Consider the following 24,927-nt stretch of genomic DNA (forward strand, 5'->3'; position numbering starts at 1 on the left):
AATGGGTCCTTGGCTCATGGGCACCAGTAGATGTCCAGGGGGTCGTGAAGAAAGGCGCGAATCGGCATTTCGGTTGGGTCTTCTGCCGCCAGCGCGGTGCGCAGGGTGGCGAGCTTGCCCGCGCCCTGCACCGACAACAGGGTCAGGCCGGCAGTGGCCAGCAGTGCGCGGGTCATGCTCAGGCGCTGGTGCGGCACGCTGGGCGCCAGCATCGGCAGGCAGCGGCGTTCGCCGACCTTGGCCAGGCCCTGGCGCAGGTTGGGGCTGGCCGGGAACAGCGAGGCGGTATGGCCATCGTCGCCCATGCCCAGCACCAGCACGTCGATCGGCGGCAGGTCGGCCAAAACCTGTTCAGCTTGCTCGGCAGCGGCTTCGAGGGTGGCAGCGGATTGGTAGAGCCCAATAAAACGGGCCTTGGCCGCCGGCCCCTTGAACAGGTGGCGGGCCAGCAGGCCGGCGTTGCTGTCGTCGTGCGCCACCGGCACCCAACGCTCGTCGGCCAGGCTCACGGTGACCCGGGCCCAGTCCAGCACCTCGCCGGCCAGCTTCTCGAGAAACGGCACCGGGCTACGCCCGCCAGACAGCACCAGGCAGGCCTGCCCCTTGCTGGCGATCGCCTGGCGCAAGCGCTCGGCCACATCATGGGCCTGGGTCGCCGCCAAGGTTTTCGGATCGGCAAGCTGATGGACCTTCACGGTCGCAGGCAGTTGCAGTTCAGATATCGCCATACCAGGCCCTCCCATCGCGGGTAATCAGTGCAATCGAGCTCATCGGCCCCCAGGAACCGGCCGCATAGGGCTTGGGGGCGTCGCCGGTGTGCTTCCAGCCAGCGATCAGCTGGTCGCACCACTTCCAGGCGTACTCGATCTCGTCCTTGCGCACGAACAGATTCTGGTTGCCGCGCATCACTTCCAGCAGCAAGCGTTCGTAGGCATCCGGAATCCGCGCGCTGCGCCAGGTGTCGGAAAAATTCAGCTGCAGCGGGCCGCTACGCAGTTGCATGCCCTTGTCCAGGCCCTGCTCCTTGGTCATCACCCGCAGCGAGATGCCTTCGTCCGGTTGCAGGCGGATGATCAGCTTGTTGCCGATCTGCAAACGCTGTTCCGGGGCGAAGATGTAGTGCGGGGTTTCCTTGAAGTGGATGACGATCTGCGACAGCTTCTGCGGCATGCGCTTGCCGGTACGCAGGTAGAACGGCACGCCCGACCAGCGCCAGTTGCGGATATCGGCACGCAGGGCGACGAAGGTCTCGGTGTCGCTCTGGGCGTTGGCGTTGTCCTCTTCGAGGTATCCCGGCACCGGCTTGCCGTCGCTGAAACCGGCGATGTACTGGCCGCGCACCACATGGGTGCTCAGACCCTCGCCGGTGATCGGCGCCAGTGCCTTGAGCACCTTGACCTTCTCATCGCGGATACTGTCGGCCGAGAGATCGCTGGGCGGGTCCATGGCGATCAGGCACAGCAGCTGCAACAGGTGGTTCTGGATCATGTCGCGCAACTGGCCGGCCTTGTCGAAGTAGCCCCAGCGGCCCTCGATGCCGACCTTCTCGGCGACGGTGATCTCCACGTGGGAGATGGAGTTCTGGTTCCACTGGGTTTCGAACAGGCTGTTGGCGAAGCGCAGGGCGATCAGGTTCTGCACCGTCTCCTTGCCCAGGTAGTGGTCGATGCGGTACACGCGGTTCTCGGGGAAGAAGCGCGCCACGGCATCGTTGACCCGGCGCGAAGATTCCAGGTCGTGGCCGATGGGTTTCTCCAGCACTACCCGGGTGCGCGGCGCCAGGCCTGCACGGTCGAGGTTTTCGCATATGGCGCCATAGACTGCCGCCGCCGTGGCGAAATAGGCAATCAGTGGCTGATCGCTCGGCGCCTGTGCGGCCAGGGCCTGGTAGCCCTCGGGCTCGACGAAGTCCAGGTGCAGATAGCTCAGGCGCCCGAGGAAGCGGCCCAGGGAGGCAGCGTCGATTTCCGCCTCCGGCACATGCAGGCGCAAATGGGCCTCGATGTTGTCCAGGTGCGCCTGTGCGCTACCGGCTTCGCGGGCCAAGGCCAACAGACGAGTGTCCGGGTGCAGCAGGTCGGCACGGTCGAGCTGGTAGAGCGCAGGAAACAGCTTGCGCAATGCCAGGTCGCCGAGGGCGCCAAAAAGGGCAAAGGTGCAAGGTTCGACACTGATCGCTGCCATGATGTTGGTTCTTTTATAAAGTTGAGCTAGGAATACCGCTTTCAATCCTGCTTTTCAAGGGTCAATGTAGTAAAAACCACAACATTAGTAACAACCATTACAGACAAGTGGTGTGACAATCTTACCGACAGTAGGATACACAGCATCGCAAAAAGCTTGCTTCCCGACCCAAGGACCCACCATGGACCGCGTGCGCAACCTCCTGGAACAGATCCAGGGCCGCCTCGACGAGCTGAACAAGGCCGAGCGCAAAGTCGCCGAAGTCATCCTGCTCAACCCGCAACAGGCCACCCGCTTCAGCATCGCCGCCCTGGCCCAGGCCGCCAAGGTCAGCGAACCGACCGTCAACCGCTTCTGCCGCTCGTTCGGCGTCAGCGGCTACCCCGAGCTCAAGCTGCAACTGGCGCAAAGCCTGGCCAGCGGCGCCGCCTACGTCAGCCGCGCGGTGGAGGCCGACGACGACCCGGCGGCCTATACCCAGAAGATCTTCGGCAGCGCCATCGCCTCGCTGGACAGCGCCTGCCAGGCGCTCGACCCGCAACAGGTCAGCCGCGCCGTGGACATGATGATCCAGGCCCGGCAGATCCACTTTTTCGGCCTCGGCGCCTCGGCCCCGGTGGCCCTGGACGCCCAGCACAAGTTCTTCCGCTTCAACCTGGCGGTGACGGCCCATGCCGATGTGCTGATGCAGCGCATGCTGGCCTCGGTGGCGCATACCGGTGATCTGTTCGTGATCATCTCCTACACCGGGCGCACCCGCGAGCTGGTCGAGGTGGCGCGCCTGGCACGGGAGAACGGCGCCTCGGTACTCGGCATCACCGCCGCCGGCTCGCCGCTGGCCCAGGCCTGCAGCTTGAGCCTGTTCCTGCCGCTGCCCGAAGACACCGACATCTACATGCCGATGACCTCGCGGATCATCCAGCTCACCGTGCTCGATGTGCTGGCCACCGGCATGACCCTGCGCCGCGGCGTGGACTTCCAGCCGCACCTGCGCAAGATCAAGGAAAGCCTCAACGCCAGCCGCTATCCGGTCGCCGACGACGACCTCAGCTGAGCCGGTGCGCCTGCAAGCGCAGGTGTGCCCGCTCGCCCGGGGCCAGGCTGAGGCCCTCATCGCTGCCACTGGCGACCTCGACGCAGACGAACCCCTGGCACTCGCGCCCGCTCACGCCCATCAATGGCCGGTTGCCCGGGTGCCAGACCACGGTGTCGTCGCTGTCTCCGGTATCGATGCACAGCTCACGCTGCCAGGCCGGATCCTGCAACTGCACCCGCGGCGTGCCCGGGTAGACCTTCTGGCAGCCGCCCTTGAGCGTCAGCGCGCCATCTTCGCGGCAGGCCTGCCGATTGAGGCGATCATAGCCGTCGATGTCCTCGAGCCCAGACAGCGCTATCTTCGACACGTCGCTGATGCGCCAATAGGCCAGTAGCGCATGGCTCAGCTGACAGGGCTCGCTGTCCTGGTGCTCGGTGCAGAGGCTCAGTTCCATGCTCGCGCCCAGGCGGGCGTGCAAGTCGACCTGCCAGTCGCACAGGTCCAGGCGCCAGGTCAGGCTCACGCCCTCCTCATCCTCGCGGCTGTCGACCAGCTTCCAGTCCAGAAGCCGCGCCCAACCGTGGGCCGGCCACAGGTCCTCGCTGGGATGGCGACCGTACCAGGGCCAGCATACCGGCACGCCGCCACGTATGGCGCCAACCTGCGGCCATTGCTCGGCGCACCACAGCCAGGGCTTTTCACCGGCCGGCTGGAAATGCAGCAACTGCCCGCCCTGGCGGCTGAACACCGCCTGGCAACGGGGATGATCGATGATCAGGACATCGCGCTGCTGGTAACGCTCCCACTCGAAGGTTGGCCGGGGCCTTTGCCCAGTGAAGAAGCGATGTAGCGGATGTTCAGGCATGGTTCCAAGCTCTTTTGTTGTTCGAGATAGCGCTGTCTTGGCCTGGTCCCACTCACCACTGCTGACCAGTGGTGAGTGGGAGGCCAAATGGATGGCGTAAATTTACAACAATTTTTCTCAGAATGACGACTGAATCTTCAAGCCCGCGACCAGCGCGTTGTCCACCTCGTCGACCCCGCCTGGGCTCTTGATGTACTGCAGGTTGGGGCGCACGGTCAGCCAGTTGGTGACATGGAAGCCGTAGTAGAGCTCGGCGTTGTATTCAGTGCGTTGCAGCGGCACGAAGCCTGGGTTGTCGTAGTCGTTGATGCCGGACTGGGCGTTGAGCAGTTCGGCACGCTTCTTCACGTCGTCGTTGACGTGGATACGGGCGATGCCGAAACCGATGTCGTCCTTGGGCCGGGCATCGAAGGCGCCCTTGTAGACCAGGCCGACCTGCTGGTAGTTGTCGACCACGTTGGTGGCCTTGTCGTGCACGGTGAAGTTGGCGAACAGGCTCAGGCCGCGGTTGACGTCGCCGGCCTGGGCGGTGACTTGCTGCTGCGCCACCACCCACCAGCCATGCTTGCTGGAGCGCGACTTGAACGCCGCTCCGGTCAGCGCCTGCGGGTTGCCGTTGACGTCGTCGTACACGTCGTCGGCCTTGGCGGTGCTGTAGTAGTAACCCAAGCGGTACTCGCCGGGCAGACCGTTGACCTTGGGCGACCACACCGCCTCCACCGGCAGGATCGCGCCCTTGGTGCCGCTACCGCTGAGCTTGAAGCCGTTGCCGGTCTCCAGGTTCGACGGGTTCTGCTCGAAGGCGCCGACCTGGACGAAGAATTCCGGGGTGATGTTGTACTTGACCCGCAGCGCCCACTGGCTGACCGGCCAGTTGTACCAGATGCCGCCAACCCAGTTGCCTACCTGCGAGCCGCAGAACGCCAGGTTCTGGAAGTCGCAGGGGAAGCTGTTGAAGTCCTCGCCCTCGCCGAAGCGGCCGAATTTCACATCCAGGGCCCCATCGAAGTACTTCTGCTTGATCCACATCTGGGTCAGGCGCCAGGTCTGGCCACGGCCCCAGACCTCTTGCACCGAGCTGAACTGCCCGGCACGTGGGTCGCTGATGCGGTCGTTGGACAGGTTGCGGCCGCTACGTTCGGTGATTGCCAGCTTGAACTCGGTGTCCTTCCAGCCGAAGATCTTCTCCAGGTCCAGGTGCGCGCCCAGGGCGAACTGGTCGCTGTAGCGGGCTGTCTTGTCATCGTTGTAGCCGCCGTGCAGATTGCCAGCCACCTCCCCCACATAGTCGAGGGTGAAGTCGTAGCCCTTCTCCAGCAGCTCGGTGCGGGTGCCGCCCCAGTCGCCGGTCATCCATTTGGACTCCGACGAGAAAGCCTCGGCGGCCTGGGCCCCGCTGCTACCGACCACCGCCAGCAGCGCCAGCGAGCCCAGGGTTGTGATGCGATTGCGCTGTTCCATCCCTTAACGTCCTCTTTTCTTGTTATGCATTGTTGTAGACGATTCAACGGCCCTTGAAGCGAGCCACGTTGTCCTTCACCGCATTGTCATCGGCCCTCAGATCCAGGCGTTCGCCACTGGCTGCGTCGAACAGCAGCACCCGTGCCGGGTCAAATTGCAGGTTGAGGCTGTCACCGACCTGGCATGCCACATCGGGCGCCAGGCGACAGCAGACCTTGGTCTGGTTGAGGGTGACGAACACCAGCAGGTCCGGCCCGGTGGGCTCGGTAACCTGCACCTCGGCGCGGATACCCGGCAGGCCATTGCCCTGCGCCGTGCCCAGGCTGATCTGCTCCGGACGCACGCCAAGGATCACCTCACGCCCCTCCAGCTCATCCGCCGCCACGCCCAGCGGCAGCTCGCAGCGCGCCTGGCCGCTGTCGAGCAGGGCCAGCACCCGGCCTTCCTGGCGGCTCAGGCGCACCGGGATGAAGTTCATCGGCGGCGAACCGATGAAGCTGGCGACGAACAGGTTGGCCGGGTCGTTATAGATCTGCTGCGGGGTGCCGAACTGCTGGATGATGCCGTCCTTCATCACCGCCACCTTGTCGCCCAGGGTCATGGCCTCGATCTGGTCATGGGTGACATACACCGTGGTGGTCTTCAGCCGCTGGTGCATCAGCTTGATCTCGGTGCGCATCTCCACCCGCAGCTTGGCGTCGAGGTTCGACAGCGGTTCGTCGAACAGGTAGATCTTCGGCCGCCGCGCCAGCGCCCGGCCCATGGCCACGCGCTGCTGCTGGCCGCCGGACAGCTGCCCGGGCTTGCGCCCCAGCAGGTGCTCGATCTGCAGCAGCTTGGCGACCCGCGCCACCTCCTCGTCGATGGCCGCCTGGGGCAGCTTGCGGATCTTCAGGCCAAAGGCGATGTTGTCGCGCACGTTCATGGTCGGGTACAACGCGTAGGACTGGAACACCATGGCGATGTCGCGATCCTTGGGGCTCATGCCGCTGACATCCTCGTCGTCGATGAGAATCGCCCCGCCGCTGATGCTTTCCAGGCCGGCGATGCAGTTCATCAGCGTCGACTTGCCGCAGCCCGAGGGCCCGACCAGGATCAGGAACTCGCCGTCCTTGATCGCCAGCTGGATGTCCTTGAGCGTGTCCGGCAGGCCCGCGCCGTAGGTCTTGTGCACATTGCGAAGTTCGAGTGTTGCCATGACTTACCCCTTGACCGCGCCGGCGGTCAGCCCGCGCACGAAATACTTGCCCGCAATCACGTAGACCAGCAGCGTCGGCAGCCCGGCGATCATCGCCGCGGCCATGTCGACGTTGTACTCCTTGGCCCCGGTGCTGGTGTTGACCAGGTTGTTCAGGGCCACGGTGATAGGTTGCGAGTCACCGCTGGAGAACACCACACCGAACAGGAAGTCGTTCCAGATCTGGGTGAACTGCCAGATCAGGCAGACCATGATGATCGGCGTCGACATCGGCAGGATGATCCGCCCGAAGATGGTGAAGAATCCGGCGCCGTCCAGGCGCGCGGCCTTGACCAGCGCCTCGGGGATGCTCACGTAGTAGTTGCGGAAGAACAATGTGGTGAAGGCCAGGCCGTACACCACATGCACCAGCACCAGGCCGCTGGTAGTGCTGGCCAGGCCGAGCTTGCCGAGGGTGAACGAGGCCGGCAGCAGCACGGTCTGGAACGGCAGGAAGCAGCCGAACAGCAGCAGGCCGAAGAACAGCTGCGAGCCACGGAAGCGCCACATCGACAGCACATAGCCGTTGAGCGCGCCGATGGCCGTGGAGATCAGCACCGCCGGCACGGTGATCAGGATCGAGTTGAGGAAGTAGCCGTTGACCGTGGCCCAGGCCTTGGCCCAGCCGATGCCGGTGAACGCCGCCGGCCAGCTCAGCAGGTTGCCGCTGCCGATGTCCTCGGGGGTCTTGAAGCTGGTCAGCAGCATGACCACCAGTGGCACCAGGTACAGCAGCACCGCCAGCAGCAGCACCGCGTGGATGGCGATGCGGCTGAGGTTCAGCGCGGGTTTGTCGACAGGACTAGTCATGGCGTTTGCCCCGCAGTTCGGAGTACAGGTAGGGGACGATGATCGCCAGGATCGCGCCCAGCATGAGGATGGCGCTGGCCGAGCCCATGCCCATCTGCCCACGGCTGAAGGTGAACGAATACATGAACATCGCCGGCAGGTCCGAGGAGTAGCCCGGCCCGCCCGCAGTCATCGCCGCCACCAGGTCGAAGCTCTTGATCGCGATGTGCGCGAGGATCATCAGCGAGCTGAAGAACACCGGGCGCAGGCTGGGCAGCACCACGGTCCAGTAGATGCGCGGCAGGCTGGCGCCATCGAGCTGGGCGGCGCGGATGATCGACTGGTCGACGCCGCGCAGGCCGGCGAGGAACATCGCCATGATGAAGCCCGAGGCCTGCCACACGGCCGCGATCACCAGGCAGTAGACCACCCGGTCGGGGTCGATCAGCCAGTCCAGGCGAAAGCCTTCCCAGCCCCAGTCACGCAGCAGCTTGTCCAGGCCCATGCCGGGGTTGAGCAGCCACTTCCAGGCGGTACCGGTGACGATCATCGACAGCGCCATGGGGTACAGGTAGATGGTGCGGATGAAGCCTTCGCGGCGGATGCGCTGGTCGAGCAGCACGGCAAGGAACACGCCGATGGCCAGGGTGATGCCGATGAACAGCCCGCCGAACAGCAGCAGGTTCTTGCTCGCGACCCACCAGCGGTCGTTGTCGAACAGCCGGGCGTACTGCGCCAGGCCTGCCCACTTGTAGGTGGGCAGGAAGGTCGAGGTGGTGAACGAGAGGACGAAGGTCCACAGGATGTAGCCGTAGAAACCCACCAGGACGATGAACATGCTCGGCGCCAGCACCAGTTTCGGCAGCCAGCGCTGCAGCGCGTCCAGGGGTGAGGCCCGCAGGCGGGCGGTTGCTGTGGTCATGGTTCAGATCTCGTTTCGAGAACGACACGGAGCCCTGTAGGAGCGGCCTTGCCGAGGCGTCGGACCGGTCGGAAAGGGCTGCGCAGCAGCCCCGGGGCCTGATGAGCTAAACCGGAAGGACTTTCCTGCTGGGTTCCGGGACCGCTACGCGGTCCTTTCGCGACGCAAGGCCGCTCCTACAGGAAGCCTCGCCAGACAAGGACTATTGAGCCGCCTTCACCGCCGAGTAGAGTTTCTTCGCCGCATCCGCCGGATCGGCCTTGGGATCGTTGATGTAGTTGGTCACCACATCGAAGAACGCCCCCTGTACCGCCAGGGTGGTGGCCATGTTGTGCGCCATGCTCGGTTGCAGGCCGCCGGACTTGGCGTCGGCCAGGAAGTCCTTGGCTGCTGTCTGGGCACAGCTGTCGAAGCCGTACTTGCCCATGTCGGCGAGCATGTCGTTACGCACCGGGATCGAGCCCTTGTTGATGCTGAAGACCTTCTGGAAGTCCTCGCCCAGGACCTTTCGGGCGATGTCCTGCTGGCCTGCCGCGGTACCCTTGTCCTGCTGCTTGAACACCACCAGCGAGTCGATATTGTAGAGGAAGGCCTGGTCGGTGCCTGGGAAGGCCACGCACTGGTAGTCCTTGCCGGCGGCCTTCTTCGCCAGGGTCCATTCGCTCTTGGCCCAGTCGCCCATGATCTGCATGCCGGCCTTGCCGTTGATGACCTTGGCCGCTTCAAGGTTCCAGTCCTGGCCCTTGCCGTCCGGGTCCATGTAGGTGGCGACCTTCTTCAGCTCGGTGAGCGCCTTGACCATCTCGGGGCCGGTCAGGGCCTTTTCGTCCAGCTCGACCAGGGCCTTCTTGTAGCCCTCGACGCCCATCACCGAGAGCACCACATTCTCGAACACAGTGCTGTCCTGCCATGGTTGGCCGCCGTGGGCCAGTGGGATGAAGCCAGCAGCCTTGAGCTTGTCGGCGGCGGCGTAGAATTCATCGAGGGTAGTCGGGGCCTTGTCGATACCGGCCTTCTTGAACACTTCCGGGTTGATCCACAGCCAGTTGATACGGTGGATGTTCACCGGCACGGCCACGTAGTCGCCGTCGTACTTCACGGTGTCGGCGACTTTCTTGTCGAGCAGGCCGTCCCATTTCTCGTCCTTGGCCACGCCCTTGAGCACGTCGGGATCGAGCAGCCCGGTGGCGGCCCAGTCCTGGATATCCGGGCCCTTGATCTGCGCGACCCCGGGCGGGTTGCCGGCCACGGCGCGGCTCTTGAGCACGGTCATGGCGGTGGCGCCACCGCCGCCAGCCACGGCGCCGTCCTTCCAGGTGAAGCCATCTTTCTCGACCTGGGCCTTGAGCACATCCACCGCGGCCTTCTCGCCGCCGGAGGTCCACCAATGGACGACTTCCACGCTGCCTTTGGAATCGGCGGCCTGGGCACTGAGGGAGAACAGGGAAGCGAAGGAGATCGCGGCGGCGAGACGAAGCGTCGGATGCATGGGATTACCTTTCTTGTTGTTATACGAGGCAAGACTGTCGCTTGCATGGCATGGAGTGTAGGGAGCTCGCGCCCGGCGCCAGGTAACGAACGGATGCGCGAATGTCATCGTCTGGTTACAAAGCCAGAGCCGTGGCCAGGCTCGGCGCCAGCGGCAGGCGTGGCAGCAGCAGGGCCTGGTAGGCGTGGTAGAGGTCAGGCTTGCCGCCCCAGATGCGCGCACTGGGCAGCAGGGCCGGGTCGAGTTCGTGGTGCCAGCCGCCGTGGGCGCGGTCGATGAAGTGGCTGGCGATGAAGTCCCAGAAGCAGCGGTACCAGTGTTCGTACTGGGCTTCACCGGTACGTCGCAACAGCGCCGCGGCAGTGGCACAGGCCTCGGCATGCACCCAGTGCAGGCGCTCGCGCACCACCGGGCGATCGTGCCAGTCCAGGGTGTAGACCAGCCCCGGCATGCCATCTGCCTGCCAGGCGTGGCGACAGGCGCTGTCGAACAGGCTCCGGGCGGCTGGCAGCAAGGACGCGGGCGCAGGCAGTCGCGCCCTTTGCAGGGCCGCCTCCAGGTGCAGTAACAGGCGCGCCCATTCGAAGGCGTGGCCCGGCGTGGTCCCGTAGGGACGGAAGCCATCGGCGGGGTTTTCGCGGTTGTAGTCGGGGAGCGCCTGCCACTGCGCATCGAAATGCTCCGTGACGCGCATACTGTCGTCGGCGGCTCGGGCCAGGATCAAGCGCTCGACGATCCGTTGGGCGCGCAGCAACCACTGCGTGTCGCAGGTGACGTCGGCCAGGGCGAGGAAGGCCTCGACGCCGTGCATGTTGCTGTTGGCGCCCCGGTAGGCCTCCGCGTGCAGCCAGTCGCGGGAGAACGACTCGCGCAGGGCGCCCTCCTCTTCGCACCAGAAGCGCTGCTCGATGACCTGGGTGACCGCCTCCAGCAACGCCGACGCCTGGCTGATGCCCGCCACCACCGCCGAGCTGGCGGCAAGGGCGACGAAGGCATGCAGGTAGGCGGCCTTGCCGGTGTCGCCATGACCTTCGGGCTGCGCGTACCAGCCGTCATGCTCCAGGTCGCGCAACGGGCCTTGCAGGGCGCCGATGCCATGTTCGACCAGCTCGCGGCAACCCGGAACACCCTGGATATGCGCCAGGGCGAAGCTGTGGCTCATGCGCGCGGTGTTCATGGTTTCGGCCAGGGCCCCACGGGGCAGCCGGCCCTGGTCATCGAGGTTGCCGAAACCTTGGGGCAGGCGCGAGGCCCTGGCGAAGGCGAGCAGGCGCAGGGCCTCGGCGTCGAGCCATGCATGGTGTGTCGGGGAGTCGATCCAGCGGTTGGCCATGGGCGAGGTCTTCCTTGTTGTTGTCAGCCGATTCTAGTCAGCCGTCCTGGCTGGCATGTCACGAAGACCGACTCGATTGTCACCACATCGTTACATCCAAGTCCTTATCGCGGGGCAAGGGCTCATTCGGCTGTACGCGGCAGGTACAAGGTCACCCGCAATCCCCCTTCACGCAAGTTGACCAGGCTCACCTCGCCACCATGGCTGTGAGCGATGTTGCGCGCGATCCCCAGCCCCAACCCATAGCCCTGCTGCTGCCCGGCCAGGCGGAAGTGCGGTTCGAATACCTGTTCCAGGCGCTGTTCCGGCACCCCCGGCCCCTGGTCGTCCACCTGCAGCACGAAGCTCTCGGCGGTATCGATGATACGCAGCTGCGCGCGCTCGCCGTACTTGATGGCGTTGTCGATCAGGTTACCGATGCAGCGGCGCAACGCCAGCGATTTGCCGGGGTACGGTGCCAATGCCTGCCCCTCCACGGTGATGCGCCCATCGCCGAGATAAGGCTCGGCCAGCATCTCCAACACCTGGTTGAGATCGATCGGCTCGATGTTCTCGTGGATATCGGTGTCCTTGACGCATTGCAGCGCGCCCTTGACCAGCAGCTCCAGCTCGTCGAGATCGCGGCTGAACCTGGCCTGCAGCTTTTCGTCCTCGAGCAGTTCCACGCGCAGGCGCAGGCGCGTGATCGGTGTGCGCAGGTCATGGGAAATGGCGCTGAACAGCTGGGAACGCTCGGTCAGGTAGCGGCTGATCCGCTCGCGCATGCTGTTGAACGCCCGCCCCACCTCGACCACCTCGCTGCCGCCGCCTTCGGCCACCGGGGCCACATCGGCGCCCAGCGACATTTCCCGCGCCGCCCGTGCCAGGCGCTTGAGCGGTCGGCTCTGCCAGTGCACCAGCAGGCCGATGAACAGCAGCAACAGCACGGTGGTCAGGGCAATGAAGCCGATCTGCTGACGCGGCAGGCGTTCGGCCTCGAGGCTGGTGTAGGGCTCGGGCAGCAGCGAGGCGATGTACAGCCACTCGCCCTCGCCGAGGCGGATCTGGGTCACCAGCACCGGCGGGTTGAGCGGCTCGAGGGTGAGCGAATAGTGCGCCCAGGAGCGGGGTAGCTCATCGAGTTTCAGGCCGCTGTTGAAGATGCGCAGATCGTCGGGGCTGACGAACTCCACGGAGATCTCCATCTGCTGGCCAAGGCGCTCGTGCAGCACCTCCTGGAATACCTCGATCACTGCCTGCTTGCGCGGGGTGATCGGCAACACCGGCATTTCCAACGGCTTGACGTTGAGCGAGACGAAGAAGCGCGTGCCGCCCATGCTGCGCAACTGGTCCAGCACCATGGGCCGGTAGGCCACCGGCAGCGAGCGGAAGTAACTGACACTGGCACTCATCGAATGCGCGAGGCTGCTGGCGCTGGCGCGCAAGCCCTGCAGCTGGCTGGCGCGCAGCTGCGCGACCCAGATCACGCTGGACAGGCCCTGGGCCAGCAACACCACCAGCAAGGTAAGCAGCAGCATGCGCCCCAGCAGCGAGCGCGGCAGCAGGCGCCAGCGACGCTCGTCAGGCCGGGCAGACATTGGCCGCCAGCAGGTAGCCGCTGCCACGCACGGTGCGGATCAGCCGGGGGGGTTTTTCCGTGTCGCGCAGGCGCTGGCGCAGGCGGCTGACCGCCATGTCGACGATACGGTCCAGCGGCATCGGCTCGCGGCCCCGGGTGGCGTTGCCGATGGTGTCGCGGTCGAGGATCTGCTGCGGGTGGTCGAGAAACAGTTTGAGCAGGGCGAAGTCGGCGCCAGAGAGGATCACCTCTTCGCCGTCGCGGTGGAACAGGCGGTGGCTGATCGTGTCCAGGCGCCAGTCATCGAAGGCCAGCACCGCACTGGCCGGCGCCGCCTGGCCGAAATCGGCACGGCGCAACAAGGCCTTGATCCGCGCCTGCAACTCACGCGGGCTGAAGGGTTTGCCGAGGTAGTCATCGGCGCCCAGCTCCAGGCCGATGACCCGGTCGGCTTCATCGGAACTGGCGGTAAGCATGATGATCGGCACCCGCGCCTGGCGCGGGTGCTGGCGAACCCAGCGACACAGGCTGAAGCCGTCTTCGTCGGGCAGCATCACGTCGAGGATCACCAGGTCGTAAGGGTTGGCGTCCAGGGCGCGGCGAAAGCCCTGGCCGTCAGGTTCGGCGTGCACCTGCAGGCCGCAGCGGGCGAGGTAGGTCTGCAGCAGTTCGCGGATGTCCTGGTCGTCGTCGACCATCAGGATCGATTTGCCGGCAGTGGTCACAATGGTCAGTCCTTTTGTAAACGCAGATCTTGATGCCTGCTGTGGGGACCGCTTTGCGGCCCCGGCTATTAGAGGTCCAGCGCCTGCTGCAGAGCCACCCCGGCCCCCAGCAACCCGGAAAACTCCGCCGTCACCAGCCATACCGGCACCCCGGCGAAATACCCGCTCATGCAGCCCTTGTCGGCGAAGCTCGCGGCAAAGCCGCTGCGCAGGAACAATTCGGCGAAACGGGGAATCACGCCACCGACAATGTAGACGCCACCCCGCGCCCCCAGGGTGAGCACATTGTTGCCCGCCACCCGGCCGAGAAACCGGCAGAACTGCTCGACCACCGCCAGCGCCCGTGGCTCGTTGGCCAGCGCCGCGTCGGTGATCTGCGCCGGGGTCTTGTGCGTCGGCGCAGCACCATCGAGCGCACAGATGGCCTGGTACAGGCGCACCAGCCCACCGCCACTGAGCACGGTCTCGGCACTTACATGGCCGATCTGCCGATGGATTTCCTGGTGAATCGCCGCTTCGCGGGCATTGCCCACCGGCAGGTCGACATGCCCGCCCTCCCCCGGCAGCGCCAGCCAGTGCTCACCGTGGCGCAGCAGGCTGCCCACGCCGAGGCCGGTACCGGGGCCGATCACCAGCGCCGGGCGCGATGGATCGGGCTGGCCTGCGCAGACTTCACGAAATTCGCCTGCGCGCAGGCGGGTCATGCCCAGCGCCATCGCGGAAAAATCGTTGATCAGCAACAGGCGATCGACCTGCAGTGCCTGGCAGAACGCGCTGCGGCTCAGGCGCCAGTGGTTGTTGGTAAAGCGGAATTCGTCGCCGTCCACGGGGCCTGCCACCGCCAGGCACACCGCCGCCAGGCCGCCACGGGCGATACCCTGGTCGGCCAGGTAGGCCTCGATGGCCTGTTCGGGGCAGGTGTAGTCGGCGGTGGCCAGCACCTGGACCGCCTGCAGTTCATTGTCGCGCCACACGGCGAAACGCGCGTTGGTGCCGCCGATGTCGCCGACCAGCAAGGCCTTCATTCGAGGTTCTCCAGAGCCGAGGTGAAGGCGCTCGCGCCTTGCTCGGCGGAACTGAACGCCACACGCATGAAACCGAACAGCTCACGCCCGCAGCCCAGGTCGTTACCCTTGGGTGGCGCAGGCAGTTCACGGTCGGCCAGCTCCTCGGCCGAGACCATGATCTGCAGCGTGCCTTCGGCACCATCGACGCGCACGATATCACCATCGCGTACCCGCGCCAGCGGGCCACCATCGAAAGCCTCCGGGCACACATGGATGGCCGCCGGGATCTTGCCCGAGGCGCCGGACATACGTCCGTCGGTGACCAGCGCCACCTTGTAGCCGCGATCCTGCAACACGCCGAGGAACGGCGTCAGCTTGTGCAACTCGGGCATGCCGTTGCAGCGCGGCCCCTGGAAACGCACCACGGCGACGAAATCACGCTCCAGCTCACCGGCCTTGAACGCATCGGCCAGCGACTGCTGGTCGTGGAACACCCGGGCGGGCGCCTCGACTACCCGGTGCTCGGGCGCCACGGCGGAAACCTTCATCACGCCACGGCCAAGGTTGCCTTCCATTACCCGCAAACCGCCCTCGGCGGAGAACGGCCGCGCCACCGGGCGCAGGATGCTTTCGTCGAGGCTGTGCTGCGGCCCTTCGCGCCAGACCAGGCGGCCATCCTCGAGGAACGGCTCCTGGGTGTAGCGGCGCAGGCCATGCCCGGCCACGGTGTTGACGTCCTCGTGCAGCAGGCCCGCGTCGAGCAGCTCGCGAATCAGGAAGGCCATGCCGCCAGAGGCCTGGAAGTGATTGATGTCGGCCTTGCCGTTGGGGTAGACGTGGGACAGCGTCGGCACCACCTCGGACAGGTCGGCCATGTCCTGCCAGGTCAGCTGGATGCCGGCGGCCTGGGCGATGGCCGGGATATGCAGGGTGTGGTTGGTCGAGCCACCAGTGGCGTGCAGGGCGACGATCGAGTTGACCAGCGCCTTCTCGTCGACGATCTCGCCAATGGGCATGAAACTGCCACTGGCCTTGGTCATGCGCGTGACCTGGCGCGCAGCCTCGGCGGTAAGGGCATCGCGCAGCGGCGTGTAGGGATTGACGAACGAGGCGCCCGGCAGATGCAAGCCCATCACCTCCATCACCAGTTGGTTGGTGTTGGCAGTGCCGTAGAAGGTGCAGGTACCCGGGCCGTGGTAGCTCTTCATTTCCGATTCGAGCAATTCCTCGCGACTCGCCTTGCCCTCGGCGTAGCGCTGGCGCACATCAGCCTTTTCCTTGTTGGAAATGCCGGAGACCATCGGCCCGCCCGGCACGAACACGGTGGGCAGATGGCCGAAGCGCAGGGCGCCCATCATCAGGCCGGGCACGATCTTGTCGCAGATGCCCAGCATCAGCGCGGCGTCGAACATGTTGTGCGACAGCGCGATGGCAGTGGACATGGCGATCACTTCACGGCTGGCGATGGCCAGCTCCATGCCCGGCTCGCCCTGGGTGACGCCGTCGCACATGGCCGGCACGCCGCCGGCGAACTGGCCGACCGAACCGACTTCGCGCAGCGCCTGTTTGATCTGTTCGGGGAAGTGCTGGTACGGCTGGTGCGCCGAGAGCATGTCGTTGTAGGCCGAGACGATGGCCACGTTGGCGGCGTTCATCAGCCGCAGGGTCTGCTTGTCGTCCCCACCGCAGCCGGCCACGCCATGGGCGAAGTTGGCGCACTGCAACTGGGCGCGCATGGGTCCGTCACTGGCCGCGCCGCGGATCAGCTCAAGGTAGCGTTCACGGGTGCGGCGGCTGCGGGCGATGAGCCGTTCGGTGACCTCAAGGATGCGCGGGTGCATGTACTGGACTCCAGGCTAACTGTGGGGCGGCTTACTGGGGCATTTTCCCTCCAAACGATTGCGACCTAGTCTCTAGGAAAAGGCGCCAGCACCGCTCGAGAAGGAGACAACCCAACCACTCGTTGTATGTTTAAACAAAATACTGCCAGCAAAAAGGCTTGTTTTCTATCTCTCGGTGAATAATCTTGTAATTCCAACAACAAAACCGTTTCAGTGAAGCTGTCCTTTGTGCCACAGGCTTCACCCGACTGCCAGAGGTAATACCATGACCCTACGCATCGCCATCAACGGATTCGGCCGCATCGGACGCAACGTCCTGCGCGCACTGTACACGCAGGGCTACCGCCAGGACCTGCAGGTCGTCGCCATCAACGACCTGGGCGACAGCGCGATGAACGCCCACCTGCTCAAGTACGACAGCGTCCACGGCACCTTCGACGCCGCTGTCGAGGCCGACCACGAAAGCCTCACCGTCAATGGCGACCGCATCGCCGTCAGCGCCATCCGCAACCCTGCCGAGCTGCCCTGGAAAACCTTGGCCATCGACGTGGTGTTCGAATGCACCGGGCTGTTCACCGAACGCGCCAAGGCCGCCGCGCACCTGAGCGCCGGGGCCGGCAAGGTGATCGTCAGCGCCCCGGCCAAGGGGGTCGACGCCACCGTGGTCTACGGGGTCAACCACGATGTGCTGCGCGCCTCGCACCAGATCATCTCCAACGCCTCGTGCACCACCAACTGCCTGGCGCCGATCGCCCAGGTGCTGCACCGCGAGTTCGGCATCGAGCAGGGGCTGATGACCACCATCCACGCCTACACCAACGACCAGGTGCTCACCGACGTCTACCACGGCGACCCCTACCGCGCCCGCTCGGCCACCCAATCGATGATCCCGAGCAAGACCGGCGCCGCCGAGGCCGTCGGCCTGGTATTGCCGGAACTGGCCGGCAAGCTCACCGGCATGGCCGTACGGGTGCCAGTGATCAACGTGTCGCTGGTCGACCTCACCGTCAACCTGCAACGCGAAACCAGCGCCGAGGAAGTCAACCAGCTGTTCCTCGAGGCCAGCCGCCATTCGCGGGTGCTGGGCTATAACACCCTGCCGCTGGTCTCGTGCGACTTCAACCACAACCCGCTATCGTCGATCTTCGACGCCAACCATACCCGCGCCAACGGGCGCATGCTCAAGGTGCTGGCCTGGTACGACAACGAATGGGGCTTCTCCAACCGCATGCTCGACAACTGCCTGGCGCTGTTCAACGCCAGGTGAATGCTTGCGTGTCCCCTGAAGGAGCGGCCTTGTGCCGCGAAAGGGCCGCAAAGCGGCCCCGGCAATAAAAGCTGCGTAGCTGAAATCCTGGGGCTGCTATGCAGCCCTGTCGCGGCACAAGGCCGCTCCTACAGGGATCGCGTTGGTTGCAATATTTACCTGCTCGTGACATTTCCACGCTTGACCCGAGGCATGGATGATAAGCATTATCATTCACCCCACAGCGGCCAGGTTTCCCCGTGAGTCAGTCCCGGTTCAACTCAGTTTTCCTCGTCCAGCGCCTCAGCCTGCTGCGTACCTTGCAGCGCATGGTGGGCAACCCCAGTACGGCCGAGGACCTGCTGCAGGAAACCTACCTGCGGGTGACCCGCGCCTTGGGCGAGCGCCCCATCGAGCACCTCGAGCCGTTCGTCTTCCAGACCGCGCGCAACCTCGCGCTGGACCACCTGCGCGCACGCCGGGTGCAGGCCCGCACCCTGGTCGACGACGTGCCCGACCAGGTGCTGCACAACATCGCCGCCCCCGTGGGCAGCAGCGAGGACGCCGCCCACGCCGAGCAATTGCTCAAGCACCTGAGCGTGAGCCTGGGCCAGCTCAGCCAACGCCAGCAACGCATCTTCATCCTCAGCCGCCTGCATGGCGCCAGCTACCTGGAAATTGCCGAGCAGTTGCAGGTTTCGGCCAGTACGGTGCAGAAGGAACTGAAACTGATCATGGCCATCTGCATGGGCGTGGCCGACCGTCACCAGTGATGCGACCGCTCGCCGCTGACGTGCGCAAAGCTCTTGCCATGCGCCAGGCCTGCGCAGATCATGCGCAAAAAACGCACCCCGCAAGGATCCCCCGTGACCGACCCGTCCCCGCCTCGCCCGACAGCCGCCGCGCCCGACGCTCGCGCCCGTGCCCGCGAAGAAGCGCTGGACTGGTTGATCCGCCTGCAATGTGCCGAACCCGACGACACCCAAGCCTTCGAGCAGTGGCTCGGCGCCAATGCCGAAAACGCCGAAGCCTATGTCGAGGCCGAAGCGCTATGGAACGGCGCTGCGTTGCGCCAGGCCGCCGGCCAGTTGCACCAGCAGCGCAAGCGTTCGCTGGGCGGGCGCCTGCGCAGCCACTGGAAACCGCTGGCCAGCGCCGCCGTGCTGCTGGTCGGGCTGTTCACCTTCGGCAACCTGCCAGTGCGCTTGCAGGCCGACCACCTGACCGTGGTCGGCGAACGCCAGCGCCTGCAACTGGACGATGGCGCCCAGGTGTTGCTCAACACCAACTCGGCCTTCGCCAGCGATGTGCGCGATGGCCGCCAGGTCGCCCGGCTGTTGCAAGGCGAGGCGTATTTCCAGGTGCCGGCCAGCAGCCAGCCAGCGCTTGAGGTGCAGGCCGGGCCGTTGCGCGCCAGCGTGCGCGACACCGATTTCGCCGTGCGCTACCTCGACGGCGAGGCCCAGGTACGCGTGCAGCGCGGCGATGTCGACCTGCAAGGCGCAAGCGACCAGCGCATCCGCCTGCGCGCCGGCGACAGCATTAGCGTCGGCCCCCAGGGTTTCAGCCAGCCCCAGCGTCCCGACCTGCACAAGGACCTGGCCTGGGTCGAGGGCCGCCTGGTATTCGAGAACTGCCCGCTGAGCCAGGTGCTCGCCGAGGTACGCCGCTACTACCCCGGCTGGATCATCAGCCGCAACGCGCACCTGGAGCAGGTCGCGGTCACCGGCAACTACCGCCTCGACCAGCCGCTGGAAACCCTGCGTGCCCTCGCCCACATCACTTCGGCACAGCTGCACGAATACCCGGCACTGGTCATTCTCAACTGACGCAAAAGTTTTTTTACGCGATCGCCTGCCCTGGCCCGTCTCGTTATAGCCAATACGATTGATTCTCGTTCGAAAACGAGAACAGCCACTGCCTATAACACTTCGCGCGACAGGGAGCGCTCTCGATGCCCACAGGTCAAACACGCCCGTCCTCTTCTTCCCGCCGCCGCGGGCAATTGTCCCTGTTGACCCTGGCCTTGCTCGCCAGCGGCGCCTGCAGCCTGCCGGCCCTGGCCGTGGAGCCGGCCCAGGCCAGCAGCCCGCGCATGGGCGACTACCGCTTCGCCATCGGCCAGCAGCCGCTGGTCGAAGCGATCAATGCCTTCAGCAAGGTCACCGGCTGGCAGGTGGGCTTCAGCGCCGAGCTAGCCGACGGCATAGCCTCGCCCGGCGTACAGGGCGCACTGGCGCCGGAAGCGGCGTTGCAGCGCCTGTTGCGCGGCACCGGCCTGGGCTATCGGAAGATCGGCAACGCCAATGTGGTGCTCGAACGCCAGGCGGCGAGCAACGTCATCGCCCTGCAGCAGGTAACTGTCAGCGCCACCCGCAGCGCCCAGGACGTCAGCCAGGTGCCAAGCAGCGTCAGCGTGCAGACCCGCGAGCAACTGGACCGGCAGAACGTCAACGACATCAAGCAACTGGTGCGCTACGAGCCCGGCGTGTCGGTATCCGGCACCGGCCAGCGTAGCGGCTTGAACGGTTACAACATCCGTGGCATCGACGGCGACCGGGTGCTGACCCAGGTTGACGGCGTGTCGGTACCCGACAGCTTCTTCTACGGGCCCTATGCCCAGACCCAGCGCAACTACGTCGACCCCGAGATCGTCAAGCGCGTGGAGATCCTGCGTGGTCCGGCTTCGGTCCTGTACGGCAGCAATGCCATCGGCGGCGCGGTCAGCTACTTCACCCTCGACCCTGAGGACATCATCAAACCCGGCAAGGATGTTGGCGCGCGCTTGAAAACCGGCTACAGCTCGGCCGACGAAAGCTGGCTCACGTCGGCCACCGTCGCAGGCCGCCACGGTGATTTCGACGGCTTGCTGCACCTGAGCCAGCGCAACGGCCACGAGACCGACGCCTATGGTGAGCACGGCGGTACCGGCCTTGCCCGCAGCGAGGCCAACCCCGAGGATGTCCGCACCACCAACGTCCTGGCCAAGATGGGTTGGAACTACGCCGATGACGCGCGCCTGGGGCTGACGTACGAGCGCTACAAGGACGACCGCGACCAGAACGTCCTGAGCGCCGTTGGCGGGCCGTTCGTTCCCGGTTTCCCGGCGATGAACGCCTACCGTGCACGCCAGGGCAACGATACCGTCACCCGTGAGCGCTTCGGCATCAATCATGAGTTCGGGCTGGACAGCCTGCTGGCCGACAACATGAAGTGGAGCCTGAACTACCAGATCGCCAAGACCGACCAAACTACCGACGAACTCTACTTCGCTCGCGGCCGCCAGGTCGCCCGGGATCGCCAGACCACCTACAAGGACCGCCAGTGGGTGCTCGACGCGCAACTGGACAAAGCCTTCAGCATCGGCGCGACCGATCACCTGCTGACCTACGGCACTACCCTCAAGCACGAGAAGATCACCGGTTCGCGCAGCGGCACCGGTACCTGCCTGAATGTCGGCGGATCATGCCGCGCGATCGGCCAGGTCAGCGCGGACGACACCCAGGCGCGCGTGAGCGACTTCCCGGACCCGACCGTCGATACCTATAGCCTGTTCGCCCAGGACGAAATCCGCTGGAACCAGTGGACCTTCCTGCCCGGCCTTCGCTACGACTACACCCGGCTCGACCCGCGCATGACCGACGCCTACCTGCTGGGGCTGCAGAACGGCGCTAGCGCGCCAGCGAACCGCGTGGATGATTCCGAGAAGAAGTGGCACCGCGTCTCGCCCAAGCTTGGCGTCACCTACGCCTTCGATGACCACTACACCTGGTACGGCCAATACGCCGAAGGTTTCCGCACGCCGACCGCCAAAGCCTTGTATGGACGCTTCGAGAACCTCGCCGGCGGCTACGTGGTCGAGCCCAACTCGAACCTGGAGCCGGAAAAAAGCAAAAGCTACGAAACCGGCCTGCGCGGTAACTTCGACGCCGGCAACTTCGACGTGGCGGTCTTCTACAACAAGTACCGCGACTTCATCAACGAAGATGCCGTGCAGTCCTCCAACCTGGGCTCGACCTTCCAGGCCAACAACATCAAGCACGCCACCATCAAGGGCGCGGAGATCAAAGGCCGCCTGAACCTGGACCGATTCGGCGCCCCCCAAGGCCTGTACTCGATCGCCTCGGTGGCCTACGCCTACGGCCGTAACGACGATACCGGCCAGCCGCTGAACAGCGTCAATCCGCTGACCGGGGTGTTCGGCCTAGGCTACGAACAGGTGGACTACGGCACCCAACTGAACTGGACAGTGGTCAAGCGCAAGAACCGCGTGGACGACACTCAGTTCTTCGCCCCCGATGGCTCCAGCTCCGAGTTCCGCACCCCAGGCTATGGCGTGCTCGACCTGACCGGGTTCTATCGGATCAGCGACGACCTGACCATCAACGGCGGCTTGTACAACCTGACCGACAAGAAGTACTGGCAATGGGACGACGTACGCAAGTACGCGAGCGTCGGCAACAACACGGGAGTAAGCGAGGCCGCGGTCACCCAACCGGCCAACCTCGATCGCCTGACCGCGCCTGGCCGCAACTTCGCCATCAACCTGGTGTGGGATATCTGACCGATTGAGTTCGTCGTCGCGGGGCAAGCCCGCTCCCTCGGCCCTCGGGCCACCTGTGGGAGCAGGCTTGCTGCGCGCTGCGCCAAACCCGGTGAGAATGATTTCACTTCGCAGGTGAGGTTTTTTTACTGTTCCGCGTCTTCTCTTTCGTCTTGTCACTAGACAGCCCCATTTTCCAAGGATGCCCCCATGACCGCCCCTTCTTCCGAACGCGCCGCCCTGCGCTCCCAGCGCCTCAACCAGGTGACCCACGCTCCGCACACCGAGCTGGACGCCCTGGTCAAGTCGCACAAGCCGTTCGACAGCCGCGAGAGCTTCGCCCGCTTCGTCGTCGCCCAGTACCTGTTCCAGTCCGAGCTGCAGGCGCTGTACACCGACCCACAGCTGATCGCCATCGTGCCCGACCTCGCCGAGCGCTGCCGCGCCGAGCAGGCCCGCCTGGACCTGGCCGATCTGGACACCGAAGTCCCGGCACCTTTCGCCGGCGCGCTGGGCAAACCCAGCCTGGGTGAAGCCCTGGGCTGGATCTTCGTCTCCGAAGGCTCCAAACTGGGCGCCGCGTTCCTGATCAAGCGCGCCGTGGCCCTGGAGCTGTCCGAGACCTTCGGCGCCCGCCACCTGGGCGAGCCGGCCGGTGGCCGTGCCGAGGGCTGGAAGCAGTTCACCCGCATTCTCGACAGCCTGGAACTGTCGCCCGAGGAAGACGCCGCCGCCGAACGTGGCGCGGTCGCTGCCTTCGAGCGCTTCACCGAGCTGCTCAAGCATGCCTATGCGGCCGACGCGGCGCTGGCCTGATACGCTTTACCCGGCCGCCTGCGGGCGGCCGCACCGTTGCAGTGAGACCATGACCCGAATCGCCCGCTCCAAAGTATCCCGCCTGCTGTATGCGATCCTGGCCTATGTCAGCCTGGGGATCGGCCTGGTCGCCATCGTCATCCCCGGGCTGCCGACCACCGAATTCATCCTGCTTGCCGCCTGGGCCGCCACCCGCAGCTCGCCGCGCCTGTCGGCCTGGCTGGAGAACCACCGGCTATTCGGGCCGATCCTGTACAACTGGCGCAACGGCAAGGTGATCCAGCGCCGCGCCAAGGTCAGCGCGACGATCAGCATGCTGCTGTGCGCCGGGTTGATGCTGACCGTCCTCGAACACCGCTGGCCGGTGTTCCTGGCCATCAGTGGCATGGCCCTGGGCAACCTTTGGATCTGGTCGCGCCCGGAACGTCCGACGCCACCAGCCGCTGTCGAACTGCAAGGTTGATTCATTTGCGCTGCGGCGCCGGATGTACTGCAATGGGATCCACGAAGGAGGATCCGGCATGCAGCCATTGCTCGACAGCATCGCCCATTCACTACAACTCTCCCCCACCGCCGTAAGCTGGCACGGCATCGGCGCCCTGCCCTCCACATTTGCAGTAACCGAACTGGCCGCCGCCAGTCTCGCCGCCTGCGGCCTGGCCCTGGCCGATCTGCTCCAAGGCCAGACGGGCCACTGCCCCCTGGTGCACATCGACCGCCGCCTGGCGTCCTTCTGGTTCGCCACCAGCCTGCGGCCTTGCGGCTGGGAGCCACCGCCGCTGTGGGATGCCATCGCCGGCGACTATCAGGCCCGCGACGGCTGGATCCGCCTGCACACCAACGCGGCGCACCACCGCACCGCCGCCCTGCAGGTACTGGGTGCCCAAGCCGACCGCGCCAGTGTCGCCAACAAGGTCGCCCGCTGGGACGCCGATGCACTGGAAGCTGCGGTAGTGAGAGCCGGTGGCTGCGCGGCGCGGATGTGCAGTTGGCCCGAATGGTGCGCGCATCCCCAGGGATTGGCAGTGAACCAGGAACCGCTGATCCTGCGCCAGGTATTCACCGCAACCACCCTGGCCTGGCGCGGCAGCGCAGATCGACCGTTGGCCGGCATCAAGGTCCTCGACCTCACCCGCATCCTCGCCGGCCCCATTGCCACCCGCCTGCTGGCCGCTTTTGGTGCCGACGTGCTACGGATAGACCCACCCGAATGGGAAGAGCCCGCGGTGGCCGCCGAGGTTACCCTGGGCAAGCGCTGCGCCCGCCTGGACCTGCGCACTCTTGCCGGGCGTCAATGCTTCGAGCGCTTGCTGGCCGAGGCCGATGTACTGGTACACGGTTACCGCGCCGATGCCCTCGAACGGCTCGACCTGGGTGTCGAACGACGACGCCAGCTCAACCCCGGGCTGATCGATGTGAGCCTGAACGCCTATGGCTGGAGCGGACCATGGCAAGACCGTCGCGGATTCGACAGCCTGGTGCAGATGAGCACCGGCATCGCCCGCGAAGGCATGCGCTGGCGCCAGGCGGATCGGCCTGTACCGCTACCGGTGCAGGCGCTGGATCACGCCAGCGGATACCTGATGGCGGCCGAAGTGATACGGGCGCTGGGGCGAGGCAAGGGATGCCGGTCGAGGCTGTCACTGGCACGCACGGCGGCATTGCTGATCGAACGAGGCACCGTGGAAGAGGACCTGACACTGGCCACGGAGTCGGCGCTGGACATCAATCCTCGCATCGAACACACACCTTGGGGCGCAGCACAGCGCATCAGGGCGCCGTTGAAGGTGGGTGAGGCCACCATGGGCTGGGCGCGTGGAGCCTGCGAGCTTGGCTCAACGCCTGCCCAGTGGTGACTGCCGGATCCCCTGTAGG

The 24,927-nt window shown here is 65.5% G+C and carries 21 protein-coding genes; 8 read left to right on the top strand and 13 right to left on the bottom strand.

Translation table 11 applies throughout. The features are described 5' to 3' along the window. Nucleotides 1-14: 14 nt before the first annotated feature. Together pgl and zwf are read right to left on the bottom strand one after the other, a co-directional pair. On the bottom strand, nucleotides 15-728 hold the full coding sequence (gene pgl / locus E3U47_RS12125) for a 6-phosphogluconolactonase (RefSeq protein WP_134691678.1): 714 nt from the start codon (nucleotides 726-728) through the stop codon (nucleotides 15-17). Continuing rightward, a complete protein-coding gene (zwf, locus tag E3U47_RS12130) occupies nucleotides 715-2,184 on the bottom strand; it encodes a glucose-6-phosphate dehydrogenase (protein ID WP_134691679.1) in 1,470 nt (489 codons plus the stop codon). The genes pgl and zwf overlap by 14 nt, the downstream gene beginning before the upstream one ends. Before the next feature lie 190 nt (nucleotides 2,185-2,374). On the opposite strand from zwf, the gene hexR reads away from it, so the two are divergent. Further along, nucleotides 2,375-3,238, top strand: coding sequence for a DNA-binding transcriptional regulator HexR (gene hexR, locus E3U47_RS12135; RefSeq protein ID WP_218568155.1), 864 nt, complete (start codon nucleotides 2,375-2,377; stop codon nucleotides 3,236-3,238). Here hexR and E3U47_RS12140 read toward each other — a convergent pair. From E3U47_RS12140 to edd, 11 genes are all read right to left on the bottom strand, one after another. Further along, nucleotides 3,231-4,085 (bottom strand): D-hexose-6-phosphate mutarotase, encoded by an 855-nt coding sequence (locus E3U47_RS12140; RefSeq protein WP_134691681.1) that lies wholly within the window; start codon nucleotides 4,083-4,085, stop codon nucleotides 3,231-3,233. The genes hexR and E3U47_RS12140 overlap by 8 nt on opposite strands. A gap of 117 nt (nucleotides 4,086-4,202) precedes the next feature. Beyond that, nucleotides 4,203-5,546, bottom strand: a complete 1,344-nt coding sequence (locus E3U47_RS12145; RefSeq protein ID WP_134691682.1) for a carbohydrate porin — start codon at nucleotides 5,544-5,546, stop codon at nucleotides 4,203-4,205. Nucleotides 5,547-5,589: 43 nt separating this feature from the next. Beyond that, complete coding sequence (locus tag E3U47_RS12150) at nucleotides 5,590-6,744, bottom strand: ABC transporter ATP-binding protein (RefSeq protein ID WP_134691683.1); 1,155 nt, start codon at nucleotides 6,742-6,744, stop codon at nucleotides 5,590-5,592. Nucleotides 6,745-6,747: 3 nt separating this feature from the next. Continuing rightward, on the bottom strand, nucleotides 6,748-7,593 hold the full coding sequence (locus E3U47_RS12155; RefSeq protein ID WP_023630394.1) for a carbohydrate ABC transporter permease: 846 nt from the start codon (nucleotides 7,591-7,593) through the stop codon (nucleotides 6,748-6,750). Further along, on the bottom strand, nucleotides 7,586-8,494 hold the full coding sequence (locus E3U47_RS12160; protein ID WP_023630395.1) for a carbohydrate ABC transporter permease: 909 nt from the start codon (nucleotides 8,492-8,494) through the stop codon (nucleotides 7,586-7,588). Before E3U47_RS12160 ends, E3U47_RS12155 begins: the two co-directional genes overlap by 8 nt. A 202-nt stretch (nucleotides 8,495-8,696) precedes the next feature. Then, nucleotides 8,697-9,983: an ABC transporter substrate-binding protein gene (locus tag E3U47_RS12165; RefSeq protein ID WP_134691684.1), complete on the bottom strand. Its 1,287-nt coding sequence runs from the start codon at nucleotides 9,981-9,983 to the stop codon at nucleotides 8,697-8,699. 115 nt (nucleotides 9,984-10,098) lie between these two features. Then, nucleotides 10,099-11,316, bottom strand: coding sequence for an AGE family epimerase/isomerase (locus tag E3U47_RS12170; protein ID WP_134691685.1), 1,218 nt, complete (start codon nucleotides 11,314-11,316; stop codon nucleotides 10,099-10,101). 122 nt (nucleotides 11,317-11,438) lie between these two features. Continuing rightward, nucleotides 11,439-12,893 carry an ATP-binding protein gene (locus E3U47_RS12175; RefSeq protein ID WP_134691686.1) on the bottom strand — a complete coding sequence of 485 codons (1,455 nt, stop codon included), beginning with the start codon at nucleotides 12,891-12,893 and terminating at the stop codon, nucleotides 11,439-11,441. Beyond that, nucleotides 12,877-13,572: a response regulator gene (locus E3U47_RS12180; RefSeq protein ID WP_267967174.1), complete on the bottom strand. Its 696-nt coding sequence runs from the start codon at nucleotides 13,570-13,572 to the stop codon at nucleotides 12,877-12,879. The genes E3U47_RS12175 and E3U47_RS12180 overlap by 17 nt, the downstream gene beginning before the upstream one ends. A 95-nt stretch (nucleotides 13,573-13,667) precedes the next feature. Continuing rightward, a complete protein-coding gene (locus E3U47_RS12185; RefSeq protein WP_134691687.1) occupies nucleotides 13,668-14,624 on the bottom strand; it encodes a glucokinase in 957 nt (318 codons plus the stop codon). Next, the gene (gene edd, locus E3U47_RS12190; protein WP_134691688.1) at nucleotides 14,621-16,447 is read right to left on the bottom strand and encodes a phosphogluconate dehydratase; all 1,827 of its coding nucleotides are present in this window, start codon (nucleotides 16,445-16,447) and stop codon (nucleotides 14,621-14,623) included. The genes E3U47_RS12185 and edd overlap by 4 nt, the downstream gene beginning before the upstream one ends. Before the next feature lie 265 nt (nucleotides 16,448-16,712). Between edd and gap the strand changes: the two genes are divergently transcribed. The 7 genes from gap (at nucleotide 16,713) to E3U47_RS12225 (ending at nucleotide 24,908) form a co-directional block, all read left to right on the top strand. Further along, entirely contained in the window at nucleotides 16,713-17,714 is a 1,002-nt protein-coding gene (gap, locus tag E3U47_RS12195) for a type I glyceraldehyde-3-phosphate dehydrogenase (RefSeq protein ID WP_134691689.1), read from the top strand. 239 nt (nucleotides 17,715-17,953) lie between these two features. Continuing rightward, the gene (locus E3U47_RS12200; RefSeq protein WP_134691690.1) at nucleotides 17,954-18,466 is read left to right on the top strand and encodes an RNA polymerase sigma factor; all 513 of its coding nucleotides are present in this window, start codon (nucleotides 17,954-17,956) and stop codon (nucleotides 18,464-18,466) included. A gap of 93 nt (nucleotides 18,467-18,559) precedes the next feature. Next, nucleotides 18,560-19,522, top strand: a complete 963-nt coding sequence (locus E3U47_RS12205) for a FecR family protein (RefSeq protein ID WP_134691691.1) — start codon at nucleotides 18,560-18,562, stop codon at nucleotides 19,520-19,522. Nucleotides 19,523-19,647: 125 nt separating this feature from the next. After that, entirely contained in the window at nucleotides 19,648-22,257 is a 2,610-nt protein-coding gene (locus E3U47_RS12210) for a TonB-dependent receptor (RefSeq protein WP_134691692.1), read from the top strand. A 189-nt stretch (nucleotides 22,258-22,446) separates the two neighbouring features. Continuing rightward, nucleotides 22,447-23,052: a biliverdin-producing heme oxygenase gene (locus E3U47_RS12215; protein WP_134691693.1), complete on the top strand. Its 606-nt coding sequence runs from the start codon at nucleotides 22,447-22,449 to the stop codon at nucleotides 23,050-23,052. A gap of 49 nt (nucleotides 23,053-23,101) precedes the next feature. Then, the gene (locus tag E3U47_RS12220) at nucleotides 23,102-23,515 is read left to right on the top strand and encodes a YbaN family protein (protein WP_134691694.1); all 414 of its coding nucleotides are present in this window, start codon (nucleotides 23,102-23,104) and stop codon (nucleotides 23,513-23,515) included. Nucleotides 23,516-23,573: 58 nt separating this feature from the next. Next, nucleotides 23,574-24,908, top strand: coding sequence for a CoA transferase (locus E3U47_RS12225; RefSeq protein ID WP_134691695.1), 1,335 nt, complete (start codon nucleotides 23,574-23,576; stop codon nucleotides 24,906-24,908). The last annotated feature ends 19 nt before the right edge of the window (nucleotides 24,909-24,927 follow it).

Origin of the sequence: Pseudomonas sp. RIT623 (assembly GCF_004519305.1) — a bacterium.
In the GTDB taxonomy this organism is placed as follows: domain Bacteria; phylum Pseudomonadota; class Gammaproteobacteria; order Pseudomonadales; family Pseudomonadaceae; genus Aquipseudomonas.